The sequence below is a fragment of the Aeromonas sp. 96A genome, from assembly GCF_051919165.1.
Lineage (GTDB): Bacteria > Pseudomonadota > Gammaproteobacteria > Enterobacterales > Aeromonadaceae > Aeromonas > Aeromonas veronii.
This window is the reverse complement of the sequence record NZ_JBQBFE010000001.1, coordinates 648552-665700: the sequence shown is the minus strand read 5'-3', so window position 1 is coordinate 665700 and position 17149 is coordinate 648552. Positions and strand designations below refer to the sequence as shown.

Annotated in this window: 13 protein-coding genes; 6 read left to right on the top strand and 7 right to left on the bottom strand. The window is 57.4% G+C overall.

Annotated elements, in window-relative coordinates:
* Nucleotides 1-520 precede the first annotated feature (520 nt).
* From ACTG2W_RS03060 to rplY, 5 genes are all read left to right on the top strand, one after another.
* Entirely contained in the window at nt 521-1798 is a 1278-nt protein-coding gene (locus ACTG2W_RS03060) for an HD-GYP domain-containing protein (protein WP_106843323.1), read from the top strand.
* 120 nt (nt 1799-1918) lie between these two features.
* Nucleotides 1919-2341 (top strand): CBS domain-containing protein, encoded by a 423-nt coding sequence (locus tag ACTG2W_RS03055; RefSeq protein WP_005333273.1) that lies wholly within the window; start codon nt 1919-1921, stop codon nt 2339-2341.
* Nucleotides 2342-2581: 240 nt separating this feature from the next.
* Nucleotides 2582-6481, top strand: coding sequence for an ATP-dependent RNA helicase HrpA (gene hrpA, locus ACTG2W_RS03050; protein WP_106843324.1), 3900 nt, complete (start codon nt 2582-2584; stop codon nt 6479-6481).
* A gap of 95 nt (nt 6482-6576) precedes the next feature.
* On the top strand, nt 6577-7464 hold the full coding sequence (locus ACTG2W_RS03045) for a hypothetical protein (protein WP_106843325.1): 888 nt from the start codon (nt 6577-6579) through the stop codon (nt 7462-7464).
* Between the two features lie 116 nt (nt 7465-7580).
* A complete protein-coding gene (gene rplY / locus ACTG2W_RS03040) occupies nt 7581-7868 on the top strand; it encodes a 50S ribosomal protein L25 (protein WP_005333252.1) in 288 nt (95 codons plus the stop codon).
* A 107-nt stretch (nt 7869-7975) separates the two neighbouring features.
* Here rplY and ACTG2W_RS03035 read toward each other — a convergent pair whose 3' ends face one another.
* On the bottom strand, nt 7976-8368 hold the full coding sequence (locus ACTG2W_RS03035) for a MerR family transcriptional regulator (protein ID WP_005360322.1): 393 nt from the start codon (nt 8366-8368) through the stop codon (nt 7976-7978).
* 122 nt (nt 8369-8490) lie between these two features.
* Here ACTG2W_RS03035 and ACTG2W_RS03030 point away from each other — a divergent pair, with 122 nt between their 5' ends.
* Nucleotides 8491-9666, top strand: a complete 1176-nt coding sequence (locus ACTG2W_RS03030) for a thiolase family protein (RefSeq protein ID WP_106843326.1) — start codon at nt 8491-8493, stop codon at nt 9664-9666.
* Here ACTG2W_RS03030 and ACTG2W_RS03025 read toward each other — a convergent pair.
* From ACTG2W_RS03025 to ACTG2W_RS03000, 6 genes are all read right to left on the bottom strand, one after another.
* A complete protein-coding gene (locus ACTG2W_RS03025) occupies nt 9663-10886 on the bottom strand; it encodes an EAL and HDOD domain-containing protein (protein WP_005333249.1) in 1224 nt (407 codons plus the stop codon). The genes ACTG2W_RS03030 and ACTG2W_RS03025 overlap by 4 nt on opposite strands.
* A gap of 115 nt (nt 10887-11001) precedes the next feature.
* Nucleotides 11002-12288, bottom strand: coding sequence for an outer membrane protein transport protein (locus ACTG2W_RS03020; protein ID WP_270656876.1), 1287 nt, complete (start codon nt 12286-12288; stop codon nt 11002-11004).
* A gap of 252 nt (nt 12289-12540) precedes the next feature.
* Nucleotides 12541-13833 carry an outer membrane protein transport protein gene (locus ACTG2W_RS03015; RefSeq protein WP_270656874.1) on the bottom strand — a complete coding sequence of 431 codons (1293 nt, stop codon included), beginning with the start codon at nt 13831-13833 and terminating at the stop codon, nt 12541-12543.
* A 402-nt stretch (nt 13834-14235) separates the two neighbouring features.
* The gene (locus tag ACTG2W_RS03010; RefSeq protein ID WP_206899625.1) at nt 14236-15015 is read right to left on the bottom strand and encodes a DUF3379 domain-containing protein; all 780 of its coding nucleotides are present in this window, start codon (nt 15013-15015) and stop codon (nt 14236-14238) included.
* The gene (locus tag ACTG2W_RS03005) at nt 15008-15607 is read right to left on the bottom strand and encodes a sigma-70 family RNA polymerase sigma factor (protein WP_106843330.1); all 600 of its coding nucleotides are present in this window, start codon (nt 15605-15607) and stop codon (nt 15008-15010) included. The genes ACTG2W_RS03010 and ACTG2W_RS03005 overlap by 8 nt, the downstream gene beginning before the upstream one ends.
* 13 nt (nt 15608-15620) lie before the next feature.
* On the bottom strand, nt 15621-17132 hold the full coding sequence (locus ACTG2W_RS03000; RefSeq protein ID WP_106843331.1) for a BatD family protein: 1512 nt from the start codon (nt 17130-17132) through the stop codon (nt 15621-15623).
* Between the last annotated feature and the right edge of the window lie 17 nt (nt 17133-17149).

Sequence of the window (17149 nt, the reverse complement as noted above, 5' to 3'; positions counted from 1 at the left end):
AACCCTTTGGTCGCAGGCTATCGGGTGGGCTCGAGCGAGCATGGGAAGCGGTGTCCAGAAAGCGTGAGGTGTCTACCGTTATCGATGGCGACAAGGCGAATAAATGGGTGATGGAGTTCACAGTTTTGTTAATTAATTTGGGGATGGTGGTAGTTATGGGCGTTGTGGTGTGCCTTTATTCAAAATTCTTACTGGCAAACCGAGCACTCTTTAATTCTGATTAAGTCATAATTAAGTAAAGTTGGGGTGTTGATTGTTTCGCTCAGATATGAGTTTTTAAAATTGCTCACAATCTCTACGCGAGATTTAAAAAGTCTGCTCGCATATTTTTGAACGGATGAATATAACTTGAATGGGAGTGGCCAAATAAATCCAGCAGTGATCTTTGTCTTTTCAAGGTGCCAGGGTCATAAATGCCTATAAAAACAAGGTAAAAGGCTCGGCTATTGACTAAGTTGATAGAAGGCGAAGCATAAAACAGCGCCAGTTTGATACGACAACATTGCATGGGACCCGGATCATGGACAGAGCGCAGGGCGCAGCCCCCTTTTCGTTGCAAGTGGATCTAAGGCAGGTGGTGTATGCCCTGTCAGCCTCGCTGGATCTGGTGGGCATTGGCGATGTGGCCCACGGTAAACGGGTCGGGATTATGGCTGCCGAGTGCAGCCGGGAGCTGGGGATGAGTGAGGCCGAACGCTGTCTGCTGTTCGAGTTTGGGGTGCTGCATGATATCGGTGTCTCCTCGACCATCACCCATCACCATCTGGTCAGCGAGTTCGATTGGGAGTCCTCCCAGCGCCACTGCGAGGTGGGATATCAGCTGCTCAAGGATTTCCGTTTGCTGGCCCCACTGGCCCTGCCTATCCGTTATCACCACACCCACTGGCACCTGCTGCGCGAGATGGCCGATGTGGACCCCAATGTAGCCCGTCAGGCCAACCTTATCTTTCTGGTGGATCGCTGCGATGCGTTGGCGGCGCCCTACTATGGCGATGGTTCATTGTTGATGCATACCAACGAGATCCGCGCACGCCTGCAGGATTTCCGTGACGAGTTCTTTGCCCCCGAGCTGGTGGATGCCTTCCTCAAGGCGTCTCGCTCTGAGGCATTCTGGCTGCAGCTGGAAGCGCGCTCCATCAATGATTACATGCTGGAGATGCTGCAGGTGCGGGAGCCTTTCCTGACCTTCAACGGGGAGCTAAAAGCGCTGGCGCAGATATTCTCCGGTATTGTCGACGCCAAAAGTCCATTCACGATGACGCATTCACTCGGTGTGAGCAGGTTGTCTCGTGCGTTGGCAGAATTGATGGGAGTCAGTGCCATCCATTGTGACATGCTGGAGATCGCCGGTTTGCTGCATGATCTGGGCAAGCTCAGGGTGCCGGACGAGATCCTCGACAAGCCTGCCAGCCTGACGAAAGAGGAGCGGGCCATCATCAATACCCACAGCTTCGAGACTTACCAGATCCTGCGCCACATCGAAGGGTTTGAGGAGATTGCCTGCTGGGCGGCCTATCACCATGAGGAGCCTGACGGGGAGGGCTATCCGTTCCACCTGCCGGCATCCGCCATGGCGCTCGAAGCGCGGATCCTGCGGGTCGCCGATATTTTTCAGGCCATGGTGCAGGACAGACCTTATCGGCCCGGCCTGCCTGCCCGTGACGCATTGACCTTTATGCAGCAACTGGCGGATCAGGGGCGGGTCGATCCCGCTGTGGTGGCGGTGCTGGCCGATCACCTGCCGCAGATGATGATGGCAGCCATTCCGGATCGCGAGCCGGATCATGCCATCAATTGAGGGAGAGGCTGGCCGCTGACTCATACCGCCGCGAGCCAGCTATGCTTGGAACAAGCCGAGCATGGTGCCGGTACCGGCGCACAAGACGCCAGCTTGATGGACTACCTTAGGGGAGCAGATATGGAATCGCTAAAAGCCAAGGATTATATGCAGAGCAGACCCATCACCTTCACTGCCGACATGATGGTGCAAGCTGCGGTCGAGAAATTTCTGAACAGTCATCAGCTCGGTGGCCCGGTGGTGGATGGGCAGGGCCATCTGATTGGCTGGATCTCCGAGCAGGATTGCATCGCAGTGCTGCTTAAGGAGGCCTATCACTGCGAACAGGTGGCGCAGGTCAAGGATGTGATGCGCAAGGAGGTGTTGTCGGTGGGACCCGATACCAGCATTTTGAGCCTGGCGGAGATGATGATGGGGCAAAAGCCGAAGATCTATCCGGTAGTGGAGGAGGGACGCCTGCTTGGTGTCATCAATCGCCACAACGTCATGCAGGCCATTCACGCCCAGCTCACCACCTGTTTTGTCCATCACACCCACGGTTAACCCTGTTTTCCTCTCTCCCAAGGCAAGTTTCGGCTTGCCTTGGCTATTTCATATGCTGCCATTTATTCATGTTATGCCATCTTACAATGGTTGTTTTGTCATGTTTGAGGAGCGGCCAATCTCTCTGTCTTCCCATATATAACGCTACGTTAAGGCTTGCACCGCCCCCGCTCGCTCTTTAGGATCGCTCCCAGCTTATCGATATGGCCCCTATGGGCACCTATTTAAGGAATTCGTACCTTGTCTCTCTCTATCGAGGCGCTGCGCCGCCGTCTCTCTGCCTGCATGAATCTCGACGCCCGCCGCCTTTCCAGCCGTCTGCACGGGGTCAAGAAGCTGCCTGAAGGCAAACAGGCCGCCGTGCTGGAGACCATCGCCGCTGATTTGGCCGCCGCCGAAGTGCGCTATCAAACCCGTCTGGCCGGAGTACCCAAGGTCACCTATCCGGACAACCTGCCGGTCAGCCAGAAGCAGGCTGAGATCGCCAAGGCCATTCAAGAGCATCAAGTGGTGATCATCGCAGGGGAAACAGGCTCGGGCAAAACCACCCAGATCCCCAAGATCTGTCTGGCGCTCGGGCGCGGGGTGAAGGGCTTTATCGGCCACACCCAGCCACGCCGTTTGGCAGCCCGCACCGTGGCGGCCCGTATTGCCGAGGAGATGGAGTCCGAACTCGGCCACTACGTGGGTTATAAGGTGCGCTTTACTGATCAGGTGAGCGAGCAGACCCACATCAAGCTGATGACCGACGGTATTCTGCTGGCGGAGATCCAGAACGACCGGATGCTCACCCAGTACGACACCATCATCATTGACGAGGCCCACGAGCGCAGCCTCAATATCGACTTCATCCTGGGCTATCTCAAGCAACTGCTGCCCAAGCGCCCGGATCTCAAGGTGATCATCACCTCGGCCACTATCGACCCGCAACGTTTCTCCCGCCATTTCAACAAGGCGCCGGTGATCGAGGTCTCCGGCCGCACTTACCCGGTGGAGGTGCGCTACCGTCCACTCACCAGTGACAAGAGTGAAGGGCTGGAAGAGCGCGACGAACTGCAGGGCATCTTCGATGCGGTGGAAGAGCTGGCCCGCGAGGGGCTTGGGGACATCCTTATCTTCATGAACGGCGAGCGGGAGATCCGCGATACCGCCGATGCCTTGCGCAAGCTCAATCTGCGCGATACCGAGGTGCTGCCGCTCTATGCCCGCCTCTCCAACGCCGAGCAGAACAAGGTGTTCCAGCAACATGCCGGGCGGCGTATCGTGCTCGCCACCAACGTGGCGGAGACGTCGCTGACGGTGCCGGGCATTCGCTACGTCATCGATCCGGGCACCGCCCGTATCAGCCGCTACTCCTGGCGTACCAAGGTGCAGCGCCTGCCCATCGAGCCGGTCTCCCAGGCCAGCGCCAACCAGCGTAAAGGGCGTTGCGGCCGGGTGGCAGACGGTATCTGTATCCGCCTCTACTCGGAGGAGGATTTCAATAGCCGTCCCGCCTTTACCGACCCCGAGATCCTGCGCACCAACCTGGCATCGGTTATCCTGCAGATGCTGGCGCTCGGCCTTGGCAACATGGAGGCTTTCCCCTTCGTCGAGCCACCCGAGTCCCGCCATATCAAGGATGGTCTGACTCTCTTGAAAGAGCTGGAGGCGGTGCGCGAGCTGCCCGCCACCGGCGATCGCGAAGCCAAGTTGCAGCTGACCGAGACTGGTCGCCAGCTCTCGCGCATCCCCCTTGATCCGCGTCTGGCGAAGATGGTGATCAGCGCAGCGCAGACTGGCTGCCTGAGCGAGGTGATGGTGATCACCGCAGCCCTCAGCATTCAGGATCCCCGTGAGCGGCCCATGGAGAAGAAGCAGGCCGCCGACGAGCAGCACAGACGCTTTGAGGACAAGGATTCCGACTTCCTTGCCTTCGTCAATCTGTGGAATTACCTGAAAGAGCAGCAGGATGCCCTTGGCAGCAACCCGTTCCGCCGCATGTGCCAGAAGGAGTTTCTCTCCTACCTGCGGGTGCGCGAATGGCAGGACATTCACTTCCAGCTGCGTCAGACGGTCAAGGAGCTTGGTTTTAAAGCCAACCATGAACCTGCAGATTTCAAGACGGTGCACTGCGCGCTGCTGACCGGCCTCTTGAGCCATATCGGCAACAAGGATCTGGAAAAGCCGGAGTTTCTCGGTGCCCGCAACGGCCGTTTCCACCTATTCCCGGCCTCGGGTCTGTTCAAGAAGCCGCCCAAGTGGGTGATGGCCGCAGAATTGGTGGAAACCTCGCGTCTCTACGCCCGCATCAATGCCAAGATTGAACCCGAGTGGGTGGAGCCGCTGGCAGGCCACCTCATCAAGCTGCACCACAGCGACCCTCACTGGTCGAAGAAAAACGGCGCCGTAATGGCCAAGGAGAAGGTGACCCTCTATGGTCTGACCCTGGTCAACGAGCGCACCATCAACTTCAGCCGTATCGATCCGGCGCTGTGCCGCGAGCTGTTTATACGCCGCGCGCTGGTGGAGGGGGATTTCGAGACCCGTCACCGTTTCTTCAGCGACAATCGCAAGCTCCTGGCCGAGGTGGAGGCGCTGGAGCACAAGTCCCGTCGGCGCGACATCCTGGTGGATGATGAGGACTTGTTCCGCTTCTACGATGCCCGTTTGCCGGAGGAGGTGATCTCTGCCCGTCACTTCGACAAGTGGTGGAGAGAGGCGCAAAAGCGGGATCCCGAGCTGCTCAACTTCGAGAAAGAGATGCTGATGAAGGGGGATGCGGCCCACATCAGCGATCTCGACTACCCCAACTTCTGGCAGCAGGGGCGCCTCAAGCTCAAGCTGACCTATCAGTTCGAGCCGGGGGAGGCCGCCGATGGCGTGACCCTGCATATTCCGCTGCCGCTCCTGAATCAGGTGGAGGTGAAGGGGTTCGAGTGGCTGATCCCGGGGCTGCGCCACGAGCTGTTGGTGGCCCTTATCAAGTCGATGCCCAAGCCGATGCGCAAGAACTTTGTGCCGGCGCCGAACTATGCCGATGCGCTGCTTGCCAGCATCAACCCCGAGCAGGGGCCGCTCTTGGACGAGATGGAGCGTCAACTGCGCCGCATGACCGGCGTCACCGTACCTCGCGAATCCTGGGACTGGAATGCGGTGCCCGATCACCTGAAACTCACCTTCCGGGTGGTGGACGACAAGCACAAGAAGGTGGCTGAAGGGAAAGATCTGGAAGCCTTGAAAGAGTCGCTGCGTGGCAAGGTGCAGGAGACCCTGTCGCAAGTGGCGGATGATGACATCGAGCAGTCCGGTCTCACCCTGTGGAGCTTTGGCGAGCTGCCCCAGGAGTACAGCCAGAAGCGCGGCGGCTTCGAGGTGAAAGCCTATCCGGCGTTGGTGGACGAGAAGGACTCGGTTGCTATTCAGCTGGTGGAGAGCCCTGTGGTGCAGCAGCAGCTGATGTGGGCCGGTCAGCGCCGGCTGGTGCTGCTCAACGTGCCATCTCCCATCAAGTATCTGCAGGAGAAGCTGCCCAACAAGGCCAAGCTCGGGCTCTATTTCAACCCGTTTGGCAAGGTGGCGGAGCTGATTGACGACTGTATCGCCTGTGGCTGCGACAAGCTGATCGAGCAGCATGGCGGGCTGGCTTGGGACGAGGCCGGTTTCGAGGCGCTCAAGGAGTTTATCCGCGCCGAGCTCAACGATGCGGTAGTGGAGGTGGCCAAGCAGGTGGAAGCCGTGCTGACCCTCTCCCATGAGATCAAGAAGCGGCTCAAGGGGAAGATGCAGCTCGACACCGCTTTTGCCATGTCGGATATCCAGCAGCAGCTCGGCAATCTTATTCACAAAGGTTTTGTCACCGAGACCGGCTGGCAGCGGTTGCCTGATTTGCTGCGCTATCTGCGGGCCATCGAGCGTCGCCTGGAGAAGCTTGCCATCGATCCCAACCGGGATCGGGTCTACATGCTCAAGGTGCACAGTGTGGAGTCGGAGTACAAGGCGCTGCTGGCCAAGATCCCCAAATCCCAGCTTGTTCCCACCGAGGTGGCCAATATCCGCTGGATGATCGAGGAGCTGCGGGTGTCGTTCTTTGCCCAGAATCTGGGGACCCCTTATCCGGTCTCAGATAAACGTGTGCTTAACGCCATTGCTCAGTGCTAAGCTGCTATCTAACTGTTTTAACAGCATGATAGCGGGTGCTGAGAAGGGGTTGCCGGTCAGGTAGCCCCTTCAAACCGCAAGTCAGGGAGGCAAGGATGCTGGGGATCTGGTTGAGTGTGGCGCAGGTGGTGATCAGCGGTTATCAACCCATCGCGGAACAAACCTGGGTGCAGTTGAACCCGGAATATTACCCGCTGGCGCGCACGCCGCCAGCGATGTTTGTGGCCTGGCGTGGCAATCAGTTTCCGCCGCTGGCCCAAAAGCAAAAGCACGGTCGCTGGCAGATCCTCTTTCCAGCCCGGCTGGTCCCCCCTTTCGATCTGTTCGAGGGGGAGGCGCAGCTCTCCAAAACCTATCTGGCAAGGCTGCGGCGCATCGACGAGGTGGCTTACGGGGTCGCCCCCGGGCAGGCTGTTGCGGCTGGTGCAATCGTGCAGCAGGGGAGTGGGTCCCCTGCTTATCACGCGCAACCTGTCGCGCCCTTTATTGCCGAGTTCCGCACACCCCAAGACGCGTTCGGTGGTGTTGATATGCCCAGCGACCCCGACGAGAGCGAACCTCTGCTCGCTCAGCTGGGGGTGACCTTTCGCACAGCGGGGATGAGTGGTGCCCAAGGATATGAGGGAGTAGCGAGCGCCGATATGGCGCTCGCCAGCCACACGGCTAGCTTATCCGCAGGCAGTGACGCCATTCTTACCCTCTCGGCTCCTGCGGCCGGCGGTCCACAAACCGTGTGTCATCAGGTCGCCGCAGGGGAGACCCTGTGGCGTATAGCGAATCAGTTATCCAGCGCCCGGGGAGCAGATACCTACAGCTATTTGCTGGCGCTGGTGGCAGAGAACCAGCCGCGGCTTGGCAAGAGCATTCGGGTCAGAACGGGGGAGGGACTCTACTGCCCGCGCGCCGAGACCCTGGCGCGGTTTGATGCCCTGAGCCCAGCCCAGCGTCAGCAGCAGTTCGCCCGGTTGGAGCAGGGGCGCTAAATGCAGAGTCGGTACCTTGTATCCGAATTCGGCCCGTGGTAGTATTCGCGCTCGTTTTGCGAGGTGCTGACCGGTCGCAGTTAGCACCATAAATTCATCCAAAAGAGATACATACTATGTCTTTCGTATTCCAAGCTGAAGTCCGTTCTGACCTGGGGAAAGGTGCGAGCCGCCGCCTGCGTCAAGCTGACCAAGTTCCTGCCATCGTTTACGGTGCAGGCAAAGAAGCCCTGTCCATCACTGTTGACCACAAGAAAATGATCCTGGCTCAAGAGAAGCCGGAATTCTATGAGTCTGTACTGACTCTGGTTATCAACGGTGAAGAAGTTAACGTAAAAGTGAAAGCTATCCAGCGTCACCCGGTACGTTACAAGCTGATCCACCTGGACTTCGTTCGCGTTTAATAGCGAACTGTCAGGTTGAAGAAAAGCCACTCTCAGGAGTGGCTTTTTGCTATCTGGCATCTTGTGAGCGGGCTGAAAGAGCTACCTGGTCAGCCCAGCAAGGCTGGTTATCCCAGCTGGCTAAGGGCTTGTTGGCAACGCTGCTCGGCGGCATCAAGCTCCAGCAGTACCATCCTGATATCTTCCATCTGCTGTTGCAGTGTCTCCCGTTTTTCCTCAACCAGTCCCAGCATGGTCTGTAACTGGGTGCGGCTGCTCTTGTCGGCATCATAGAGATCAAACAGCTCGCGGATCTCGGCGAGGCTGAATCCGAGCCGCTTGCCGCGCAGGGTGAGCTTGAGGCGAACCCGATCCTGCTTGCTGTAAATGCGGGTTTGTCCCTCTCGGGCGGGATTGAGCAACCCCTGATCCTCGTAGAAACGGATACTGCGCGTCGTAATATCAAATTCCCGGGCCAGCTCACTGATGCTGAAGCGCCGTCCTTCATCCTTGTTGTTCATACAGACTTCTTGGCGAACTAAATCCTGTCTGCACCTTACCTAAACGTAAACTGCACTGCAACTCTTGTTCCATCGCGTCAGAACCCCTATGTTATGGCCATGTAACAAACAGAGGCAGGCAAATGGATATTGCAATTGTGGCGGCAAAACGGACTCCGATGGGGGCGTTTCAGGGGGCATTGGCAGAGGTAACTGCGCCTGAGTTGGGAGCTTGTGCCATCGAGGCGGCACTGCAGCAAAGCGGGCTGCGTCCGGAGCAGGTCGATGAAGTGTTTATGGGCAATGTGCTGGCGGCGGGCGTGGGGCAAGCGCCAGCTCGGCAGGCGTTGTTGAAAGCAGGGTTGCCAGATAGTGTGCCTGCTACCACGGTCAACAAGGTGTGCGGTTCTGGCATGAAAGCAGTGATGCTGGCGGCGGATACCATCCGCCTTGGTGACAACAGGGTGGTGGTCGCGGGGGGGATGGAGAGTATGAGCCGTGCCCCCTATCTGCTGGATAATGCTCGCAGCGGCTTTCGGATGGGGCATCAAAAGGTGCTGGACCACCTATTCCTCGACGGTTTGCAAGATGCCTATGATGGCCAGCTGATGGGGATACATGCCCAGCGCAGCGCCGATCAGGCCGGTTTGACCCGCAGTGCCATGGATGAGTTTGCTCTTGCGTCGTTGCAGCGGGCCCGCGATGCGCAGCAAGCCGGCGCGTTTGCATCCGAGCTGGCAAGTGTCTATCGCGGTGAGCGCTTGTTGCTGGCCGAAGACGAGCAGCCCGGCAAGGGCAGACCGGAGAAGATCCCGACCCTGAAGCCTGCGTTTGGCAAGGAAGGCTCTATTACAGCGGCCAATTCAAGCTCCATTTCGGATGGTGCGGCGGCGCTGATATTGATGGATGGCGCCACGGCGCAAGCCTGGCAGGTACCAGTGCTGGCACGGATCGTCGGTTATCAGAGCCATGCAGCATTGCCCGCCGAGTTTACCTCTGCGCCCATTGGCGCCATTTCACGCTTGCTGGCGCGTCTTGCATGGTCGGTGGAAGAGGTGGATCTGTTCGAGATCAACGAGGCCTTCGCCATGGTCACCATGCTGGCCATGAGCGGGGTCGGCATCCCTCATCACAAGGTCAATGTGCATGGAGGGGCCTGTGCACTCGGTCATCCGCTGGGGGCGAGTGGCGCACGCATTCTGGTGACGCTGATCGCCGCGCTGCGGCAACGGGGTTTGCGGCGAGGCGTAGCCGCGCTCTGTATCGGGGGCGGGGAGGCGACCGCTATCGCGGTCGAGGTGAATGACGAGACGAATTAATTGGTGGCTTCCATCGCCAGCAGTTGTTCCGTGACCCAGGTGGTGGCGGCCAGATAGAGGTGACTCACCTTATCCTCGCTCAGCCCCAGGCGGGCTGTTCTGGCCGTTACCCGTGACCAGTTGGCGCTCTCGTAATCTTCACAAAACGCGAGGTAGAAACCGAGATTGCCTTTTCGCTCCAGCAGCGCCAGCCGAATATCGTCGATAAGAGGGATAGTGCCGAGCAGCTTGTCCATCGGCTGCTCCATCAGTACATCCAGCAGGGAGAAGAGACCAGTGATAAAGGCCTGTTGTGCCTGCTGGCTCGGGGCGTGGGCGTGGGCCAGCAGTTCACAGAATCGGGCTCGGATCATCGACATCTGGTAGAGCTCGGCGCTCTTGCCCTTGCCGGCGCTGGTCGCGGCTACCAGCGAGACAAAGCGCTTTAGCTGGGTGTTGCCCAGATAGATGGCAGCCTGGCGAAATGACGAAATAGGGTTGGTGTGACCTTTGAGATGGTTGACATAGCGCAACAGCTTGAGGGAGAGGGAGATATCCTGACCGAGCAGCTGCTCAATCTTGTTGATATCAGGCTCTGCCTCGTTGACCACGTTGAGCAACTGCATCACCACGACTTGCGCCGGCTCCATGGTGGCTTGCTTGACCATCTCGGGTCGACTGAAGAAAAAACCCTGGAACAGCTGGATCCCCAGCTGTTTGACCCGCTCGAACTCCGCCTTGTCCTCTACTTTTTCTGCCAGATAGGTGAGCCCTAGCGTCTGATGCCGCTGGATAAACACTTTGATCTGCATCAGGGGGGTGGCACGAAGATCAAACTTGATGATGTGGATAAAGGGGAGGAAGCGCTCCCAATCCGGTGACATGGTGAAGTCATCGAGTGCCAGTTGATATCCCAGCTTGTGCAGCTGTTTCACCTTTTCCAGCAGGGCATCATCCGGTGGGGAATCTTCCAGGATCTCAATCACCACTTTTTCGGGCGGTAGGCACTCTGCCAATCCCTCCAGCAGCAGTGAGTGGGGAAAATTGATAAAGCAGGGGCGGCCTCCCAACAGCTGATCGATATTTTGTTGGAGGAACTGTTCGACCACCAGGCGTGACGTCGCCTGCTGGGAGGAGATACTCGGGAAGACATTATTCAGACTATCGCGAAAGAGCAGCTCATAGGCATGAGTTTTGAGGTCTCTGTCGAGGATCGGCTGTCTTGCTACGTAGGAATACATGCCTTGCTCCAGTAAAGGTACTGGGTTGATTTTATGGTGTTGCAGAACACTATGCCAGTGTTCACCTTATTGAGTAAGGCAATAATTGGCATAGCGTTTTTTGCAGGGAAGGAATTTAGAAGAGATAGCTCAATTGTGCACCAGCCAGCCAGGCATCCCCTTCAGAAGTGCCGTCAAAATTGGACTGGTAGTGGGCCGGAACGCCGTTGGGCAGGCGAACAGATTGCGTGAAGGATTCATGTACCCCCACTTTTTTGCCATCGATCAGGGTGACGCCCACATCGACCGAGAGCGCCTTGCTGTACTGATATCCCACTCCCAGGCTGTACCAGATGCGATCCGAGTCGGGGATGGAAATGGTGCGATTAGCCGCAGGGACCGGGCTCTCATCGTAGGCAATGCCGGAGCGCAGTTGCCACTTGGGCGCCACTTGATAGGTCATGCCGAGCGCATAGCGCCAGCTGTCTTGCCAGTTTTCATCCTTGATGTGCATCGGCCCCTGATGATCCAGACTGGCATCCAGACCGACAAACTTGCTCCAGTTAGTCCAGTTGACGCTGCCATGGAGCGCGAGCTTGTCTGTGAGCTGCTGGAGGAGGGCAAGTTCGGCGGTGGCAGGCAGTGGCAGCACCAGATTGCCGGTATCTTTGAACGTCTGTCCCTGGTCATCTACCCCGACGGCATCCCCCTTGAGCTTGAGATCGACCCCGTTGCGATAGGTGAGACCCACGCGGGTCCGCTCACTTGGAGTGAGCAGCACACCGATATTCCAGCCAAGCTCGTTACCAGTGCCTTCGAGATGCTTGGCGATCTTGTCTTGGTGGGGGAAAGTGCCACCTACTTCCCCCTCGCCACGAATAAGGGAAAGTCCCATGCCTGCGGAGAAGAAGGGGGTGAACTGATAGGCCAGGGCCGTGCCGAGTTCGACCGTCTTGATATCGGACACATTGCCAAAGTGGCCGGCGCTGTACCCTTTTGGCATCTCGATCCCGAGCCCGTATTGGGAGGAGAGGGAGAGCCCCAGGCTGAGCAGTTCATTCAGAGGGGTGACGAGATAAAGGTTGGGCACCCAGGCATCGCCCGCTACGTCGCTGGCGTCGGCGGACTTGTTGCCGATGGGCAGGCTACCCACTGGGGTCACGAACTTATCGCTCACACGCCCTTCGATATCGACCTGGGGGCGAATATAGATGAAGCCGCCGGAGAAGGCGGTCTCTTTGAAGCGGGTAATGGCACCCGGGTTGCGGCCCAATACGGAGGCGTTGTCGGCAATGGCGGCTTCACCGGCAAATGCGCGGCCGAGGCCGGTGGCAGATTGCTCGGCTAGCTGGAATCCGGCGGCATGGGTTTGACCCGCGAGCACCAACAGGGCGATGGCGGACGGTTTGATGATGGGATGCATGGCAAAATCCTTGCTGTTACCCGAAGGTTCAATCGGTCATATGAATGGAGACAGGATTTTATATGGTATGACCAGTAAGGCAACGGTAATGGCCAGTATCTGGATAAAACAAGATTAAATGCTGGGATGATGCACTCTAATAGCTTGATTAAAAAAGAAAAATAAACACATGTGTGCTACATGTGTGCGCTGAAATGGCTATTTCGGACAAAAAAAGAGCGCCTGACGGCGCTCTTTCAATTTTATCAATAATCAGAACTTCATGTTGAACTGGGCAGAAGCCAGGAAGGCGTTGCCGTGGGAAGTACCTTGCCAGCGGTTCAAACTGTCATGGTTTGGCAGGCCTTCATTGACATCGACTTCTTTGCCGTCCAGATAGGCCATACCAAAGTCAACGCTCATATCGGTATTGATATGGTAGGTAGCACCGGCGCTGTACCAAATACGGTCTGAGTCCGGAATACTCAAACTACGGTATTCAGCTTCAATCGGGGTGTTGTCATAGGCAAAGCCCAGACGAGCTTCCCAAGCTGGATTGATATACCAGGTACCGCCGATGGAGTAGCGAGTGGAGTCTTTAAATTTCTCGGGTTTATTGAGACATACGCCTGGTTGGCCTGGGGTATTACAGCCTGAGCTGGTCGCCTTTAATTCTTGGAACGCACTCCAGTCAGTCCAGTTGACGGAGTAGTGAACGGCGAATTGCTGATTCAAACGGTGATAACCGGCAAACTCGGCCTGAGCAGGGAGATCCAGTTTCAGATTGCCATCAACAGTGCGGTTCCCTGAAGTGAGCCCTTTGAAATCACCATCAAAGCTCATATCGACCTGTGAACGGTAGGTCAGAGCAAAGCGATGGTTCTCATTGACTTCGTACAGAGTGCCAACGTTCCAGCCAAAGCCCCAAGTGTCCCCCTTAAGATGAGCGACATTGGTATCTTTGGGCAAAGCTGTGCCAGTGTAACCCGCAAAACGGTTAAGTTCTGCGGCACCGTAAACGGCGTTGATACCAGCACCGACACTGAAGTGTTCGTTGACACGATAGGCAATGTTCGGGTTGATATTGAAGGTCATCAACTCGGTATTACCTGCGCCAGCACCGGCAGGGAAGGTTTCTGAGTATTCGGTGGAGAGGCCGTAGTTGGAGAAGAGGCCAATACCCCAAGCCCACTGGTCATTCAGCGGCTGAATAAAGTAAGCAGCAGGAACAAAGGCTGCCGGAGCAATGCCTGACTCGCTTGCATCGGTTAATTTGGCAAGTTTGTTCCCGTTTGCATCAACCCGATTTATTGCACCATCCACATCCACATCCGGTTTGATGTAGGTGCCGGAGACAGAAACTGCCATCTTGTCGAAGGTGGTCATGGCAGCCGGGTTACGGGCCAGAACGGAGGCGTTGTCGGCGATAGCCGCTTCACCGGCATAGGCGCGACCCAGACCGGAGGCCGAGTGCTCGTTCAACTGGAATGCCGCGGCATAGACTTGACCGGTGGCCAGCGCGATGGTGGCGGCAATCAGGCTCTTTTTGAAAATTGTTGTCGTCATGGTGTTCTCTCTTGTAGGCAGATTTTTTTGCCGATATTGGCTGCACGTTCAATGCAAACCTCGACAAAATCCGTTTTTATTTCAGCTTCTTCCCAATCAATTCTGGCGTGATTCTATGGATCTGGTAGGAGGTAAGAAATCAGACCAGTGACAGCAGAATACATAAAAGTGATCGATGTGTTAATCATTTGTTTTAACTTGCTGTTTAATTCATCATTTTGAGGGTGTAAAGGTGGATTATTGACCTGGATTGCCGATCTCCGTCACAAAAATAATTTTGTCAATTTTTCGAAATCTTGAGGCAAATGAGTGACAAAGGGGAGTAATCAGGGGGGGAACAGGCAGCGGCTCGTGACCGCCGCCTGCTATTGAGGATGGATCTGAGGTTGTTAACCGGCGATGTTAAATGTCCCACTGCAGACGTGACTGCAGGGCGTTGGCAACGGGGGCAAGTGGCTCTTTCATCTCGCCAATCAGTACCATATTGGCGCCTTTGAGCTGGACTATCTCCCCTTTGAGGGTGCCATCTTCAAAGGTGGCCTGTTGCAGGGTTAATGGAACATGTTTGGGCACTAAAAAGAGGGTGACAGGCCCCATCTTTCCCTGGATCACCATGTGCAAGGCAGGTCCCTGATAAAACGAGCAGTGATTGACATAGGTCACCTTGAGCCCATCCATCCCGCTTAAGGTGGCGCCATACTTCTCCATCTTGGCATTGATGTTATGCAGATTGACCTGCTCATCGACACCTTCAATAAAGGGTTCTTCGCCATAGACATGAGCCATCGCCACCTGTGCGAGGGAGAGGGCCGCAGGAGCCGTTTCTGGCAGCGTGATCCAGCGGGTGCTCATTCCCAGCAGGAAGGCGACCGATGCAGCCAGGGCGATCTGGCGCCAGGATGTTGATGTCCGGATCTTGACTGGCGCCGTGCCAAGGGGGCGGGATGGCGGCAAATCATCTGGCGCGTCACTGTCTTGCTGCATGGCTTGCCTGAGCAGGATCCGCTCGGCCAGTCCGGCAGGAACCTCTACCTGCATGGCGCGCTTGAGGGTTCTGTCGAACTGCTTCATCTCGTCGAGATAGTTCCGATTGGCCTGGCTGGCTTCAGCGGTTTTGAGAAAGTCCGGTTGTTGATCGTTGGGCTGGATCATGGCGTTGCGGCGAAATTCGAGTTCATCCATGTCCGTGTCCTCTTGCTTGGTTCTTCTGCTCCATCGCCTCCTTGATCTGGTTGCGGGCGCGAAACAGGCGGGTCATGACGGTGTTCTTGTTGAGGCCGAGCATCTCGGCAATCTCCTCACCACTGAATCCTCCTACGACTTGCAGCAGCAGTGGCTCCTGATACTCCTCGGGCAACCGGGCGATGTGACGGTGCAACCACTCGTTCTCCATCTCCTGTTCGCTGTGCAGCGCATCGTGCTGGTGCTGAGGGTGATCGTCGAGATCCACCAGCTCCAGCTGTTTGCGTTCAAAGCGGCGGGCGTTCTCCCGTCTGAGGATGGTGATCAGCCACCCTTTGGCCGCCTTGTCATCCTGCAGGGTGTCGATAGCCTTCCAGGCACGCAGGAAGGTCTCTTGCACCAGATCTTCCGCCACGTTGGGATCCCGGGTCAGCCAGTAGGCATACCGGTAGAGATCGCCATGCAGCGCATGAACCAGTGCTTCAAATTTGGTTTGTTTGTCAGCCATGGGATCAGAGACCGGCGAAGTGGCCGGATCATTTCCACCAATATGCTGCTGAGCACGTTTTTTTCTAAAAAACAGCAGTGCCATAGGGCAATCCTTGTCAGGGGGCGTGGCGGCGGGAGCGGGAACTCCCGTGCGCCAGCAGGTAAATCAGGTACGCAATACCGGCGGTTTCATCAGCCCTGAGGGTACGCGCCAGAGCGCACCACTCGATGGGCGGGCCAGAAAAGAGTCGTGCAAAACAGGCTCGCTCGAGTGCGGCGAGCGCATTGCCGAGCCGATTATGCCCAGCGTCGGGCAACTGGCCTAATTGATAATAGGAGACCTGCCAGCGCAAGGTCGCCCATCGGATCAGTGCCTTGCGACTGGCATCCGGCTGGTGTTGGGCAAGGGCACGTTGCAGTTGATAGAAGGCTCGCCAGCGGGGCCAGTGGCGCCATAGCGTACGCAGCGCCACGGCCAGCACGACCCACCAAAGGCTCTCTCGCAGTGCCATCTGTGATGTCTGCTGATCAGGTTGCCGATTTGTCGTTGCCTGAAACGTCAGCGTGATGGCAGGGAGGCTGGCCTGCTCAATCCGGCCGCTTTGGGTATTAAACCAGGGCAGATCAATGGGGGGTAGCTGATAGTCGCCGCTCTGCTCCGCGACCAGAGTCTGGCGCCACTGTCGCTCAAACAGCAGCTTGCCATCTCGGTAACGCTCCTGCTGTTGCTCGCCATCGGGATGTGCCTGTATGCCGTTTGGCAGTTGATGGGTCATCAGGGGGGCAAGCTGGATCTGGCCGCTGTCACCATTTTCCATGGTCAGGGTGAGGATACGGATCAGCGGTTCACCCACTTCCCCCGTGGAGGCCGGTTCAAGCCGTTGACTCAGGGTCAGCCGGGTGGCCACCGGCGTGGCGGGGGCCTTGTCGACCCTTACCTCGAGCGGTGCCGCGCGGGCCGAGAGTTTTTGGGGCTTGCCTCCTTTCTGCGTGAGCTGCCCCTGCAAGCGGGGCGAGTCGAGATGCCAGAGCCCAGGCGCTTTTGCCTGAACGAGCCAGCTGCGGGTGAGCCTGCCGGGCAGACCAGCCTGAGCGGGGGCGATCCACTCGTCGCTACCGAGGCGACGGATGGTGAAGTGGGCAGAGCTGAGCTCGCTCAGCGCCGGGTTTTGCATACTGGTAGGCAGCCAAAGAGTCAGGCGGTAGATCAATGGCTGGCCGGGATAGAGTGGGCCCTGATGATCAAGGCTGGCCTGTATCTCGAGGGGCGAGGGGGCTGCGGGTTGCGGCAGCGAGGCAGTTTTCGCCTCTCTCAATGGCAGGGTGAGCGAGGGGGTAAACTCATTTCCCAGCTTGAGCGGGGCAATCACCACCTCGGTATTTGCAGGTGAACCGCTCTGGTGCAGCGGGATCTGCCAGCGAGTCAGTTGTTGTACCGGGGTGGTGACCCGGCTCATGGTCACTCTGCCTACTGCAAACTGGCGCAGTAGGGGGGTGATCTCCAGTTCGTTGCTCTGGCGCTCGCCATCCGCTTCGATGATCAGCAGCCAATCGCTGGGGGCGGCCCCTGGCAGCACTTCTACCCGGGGGGGCAAGGCCCAGCAAAGTGGACTCGCGAGTGCGAGCAACAGTCCCCATCCTGCCC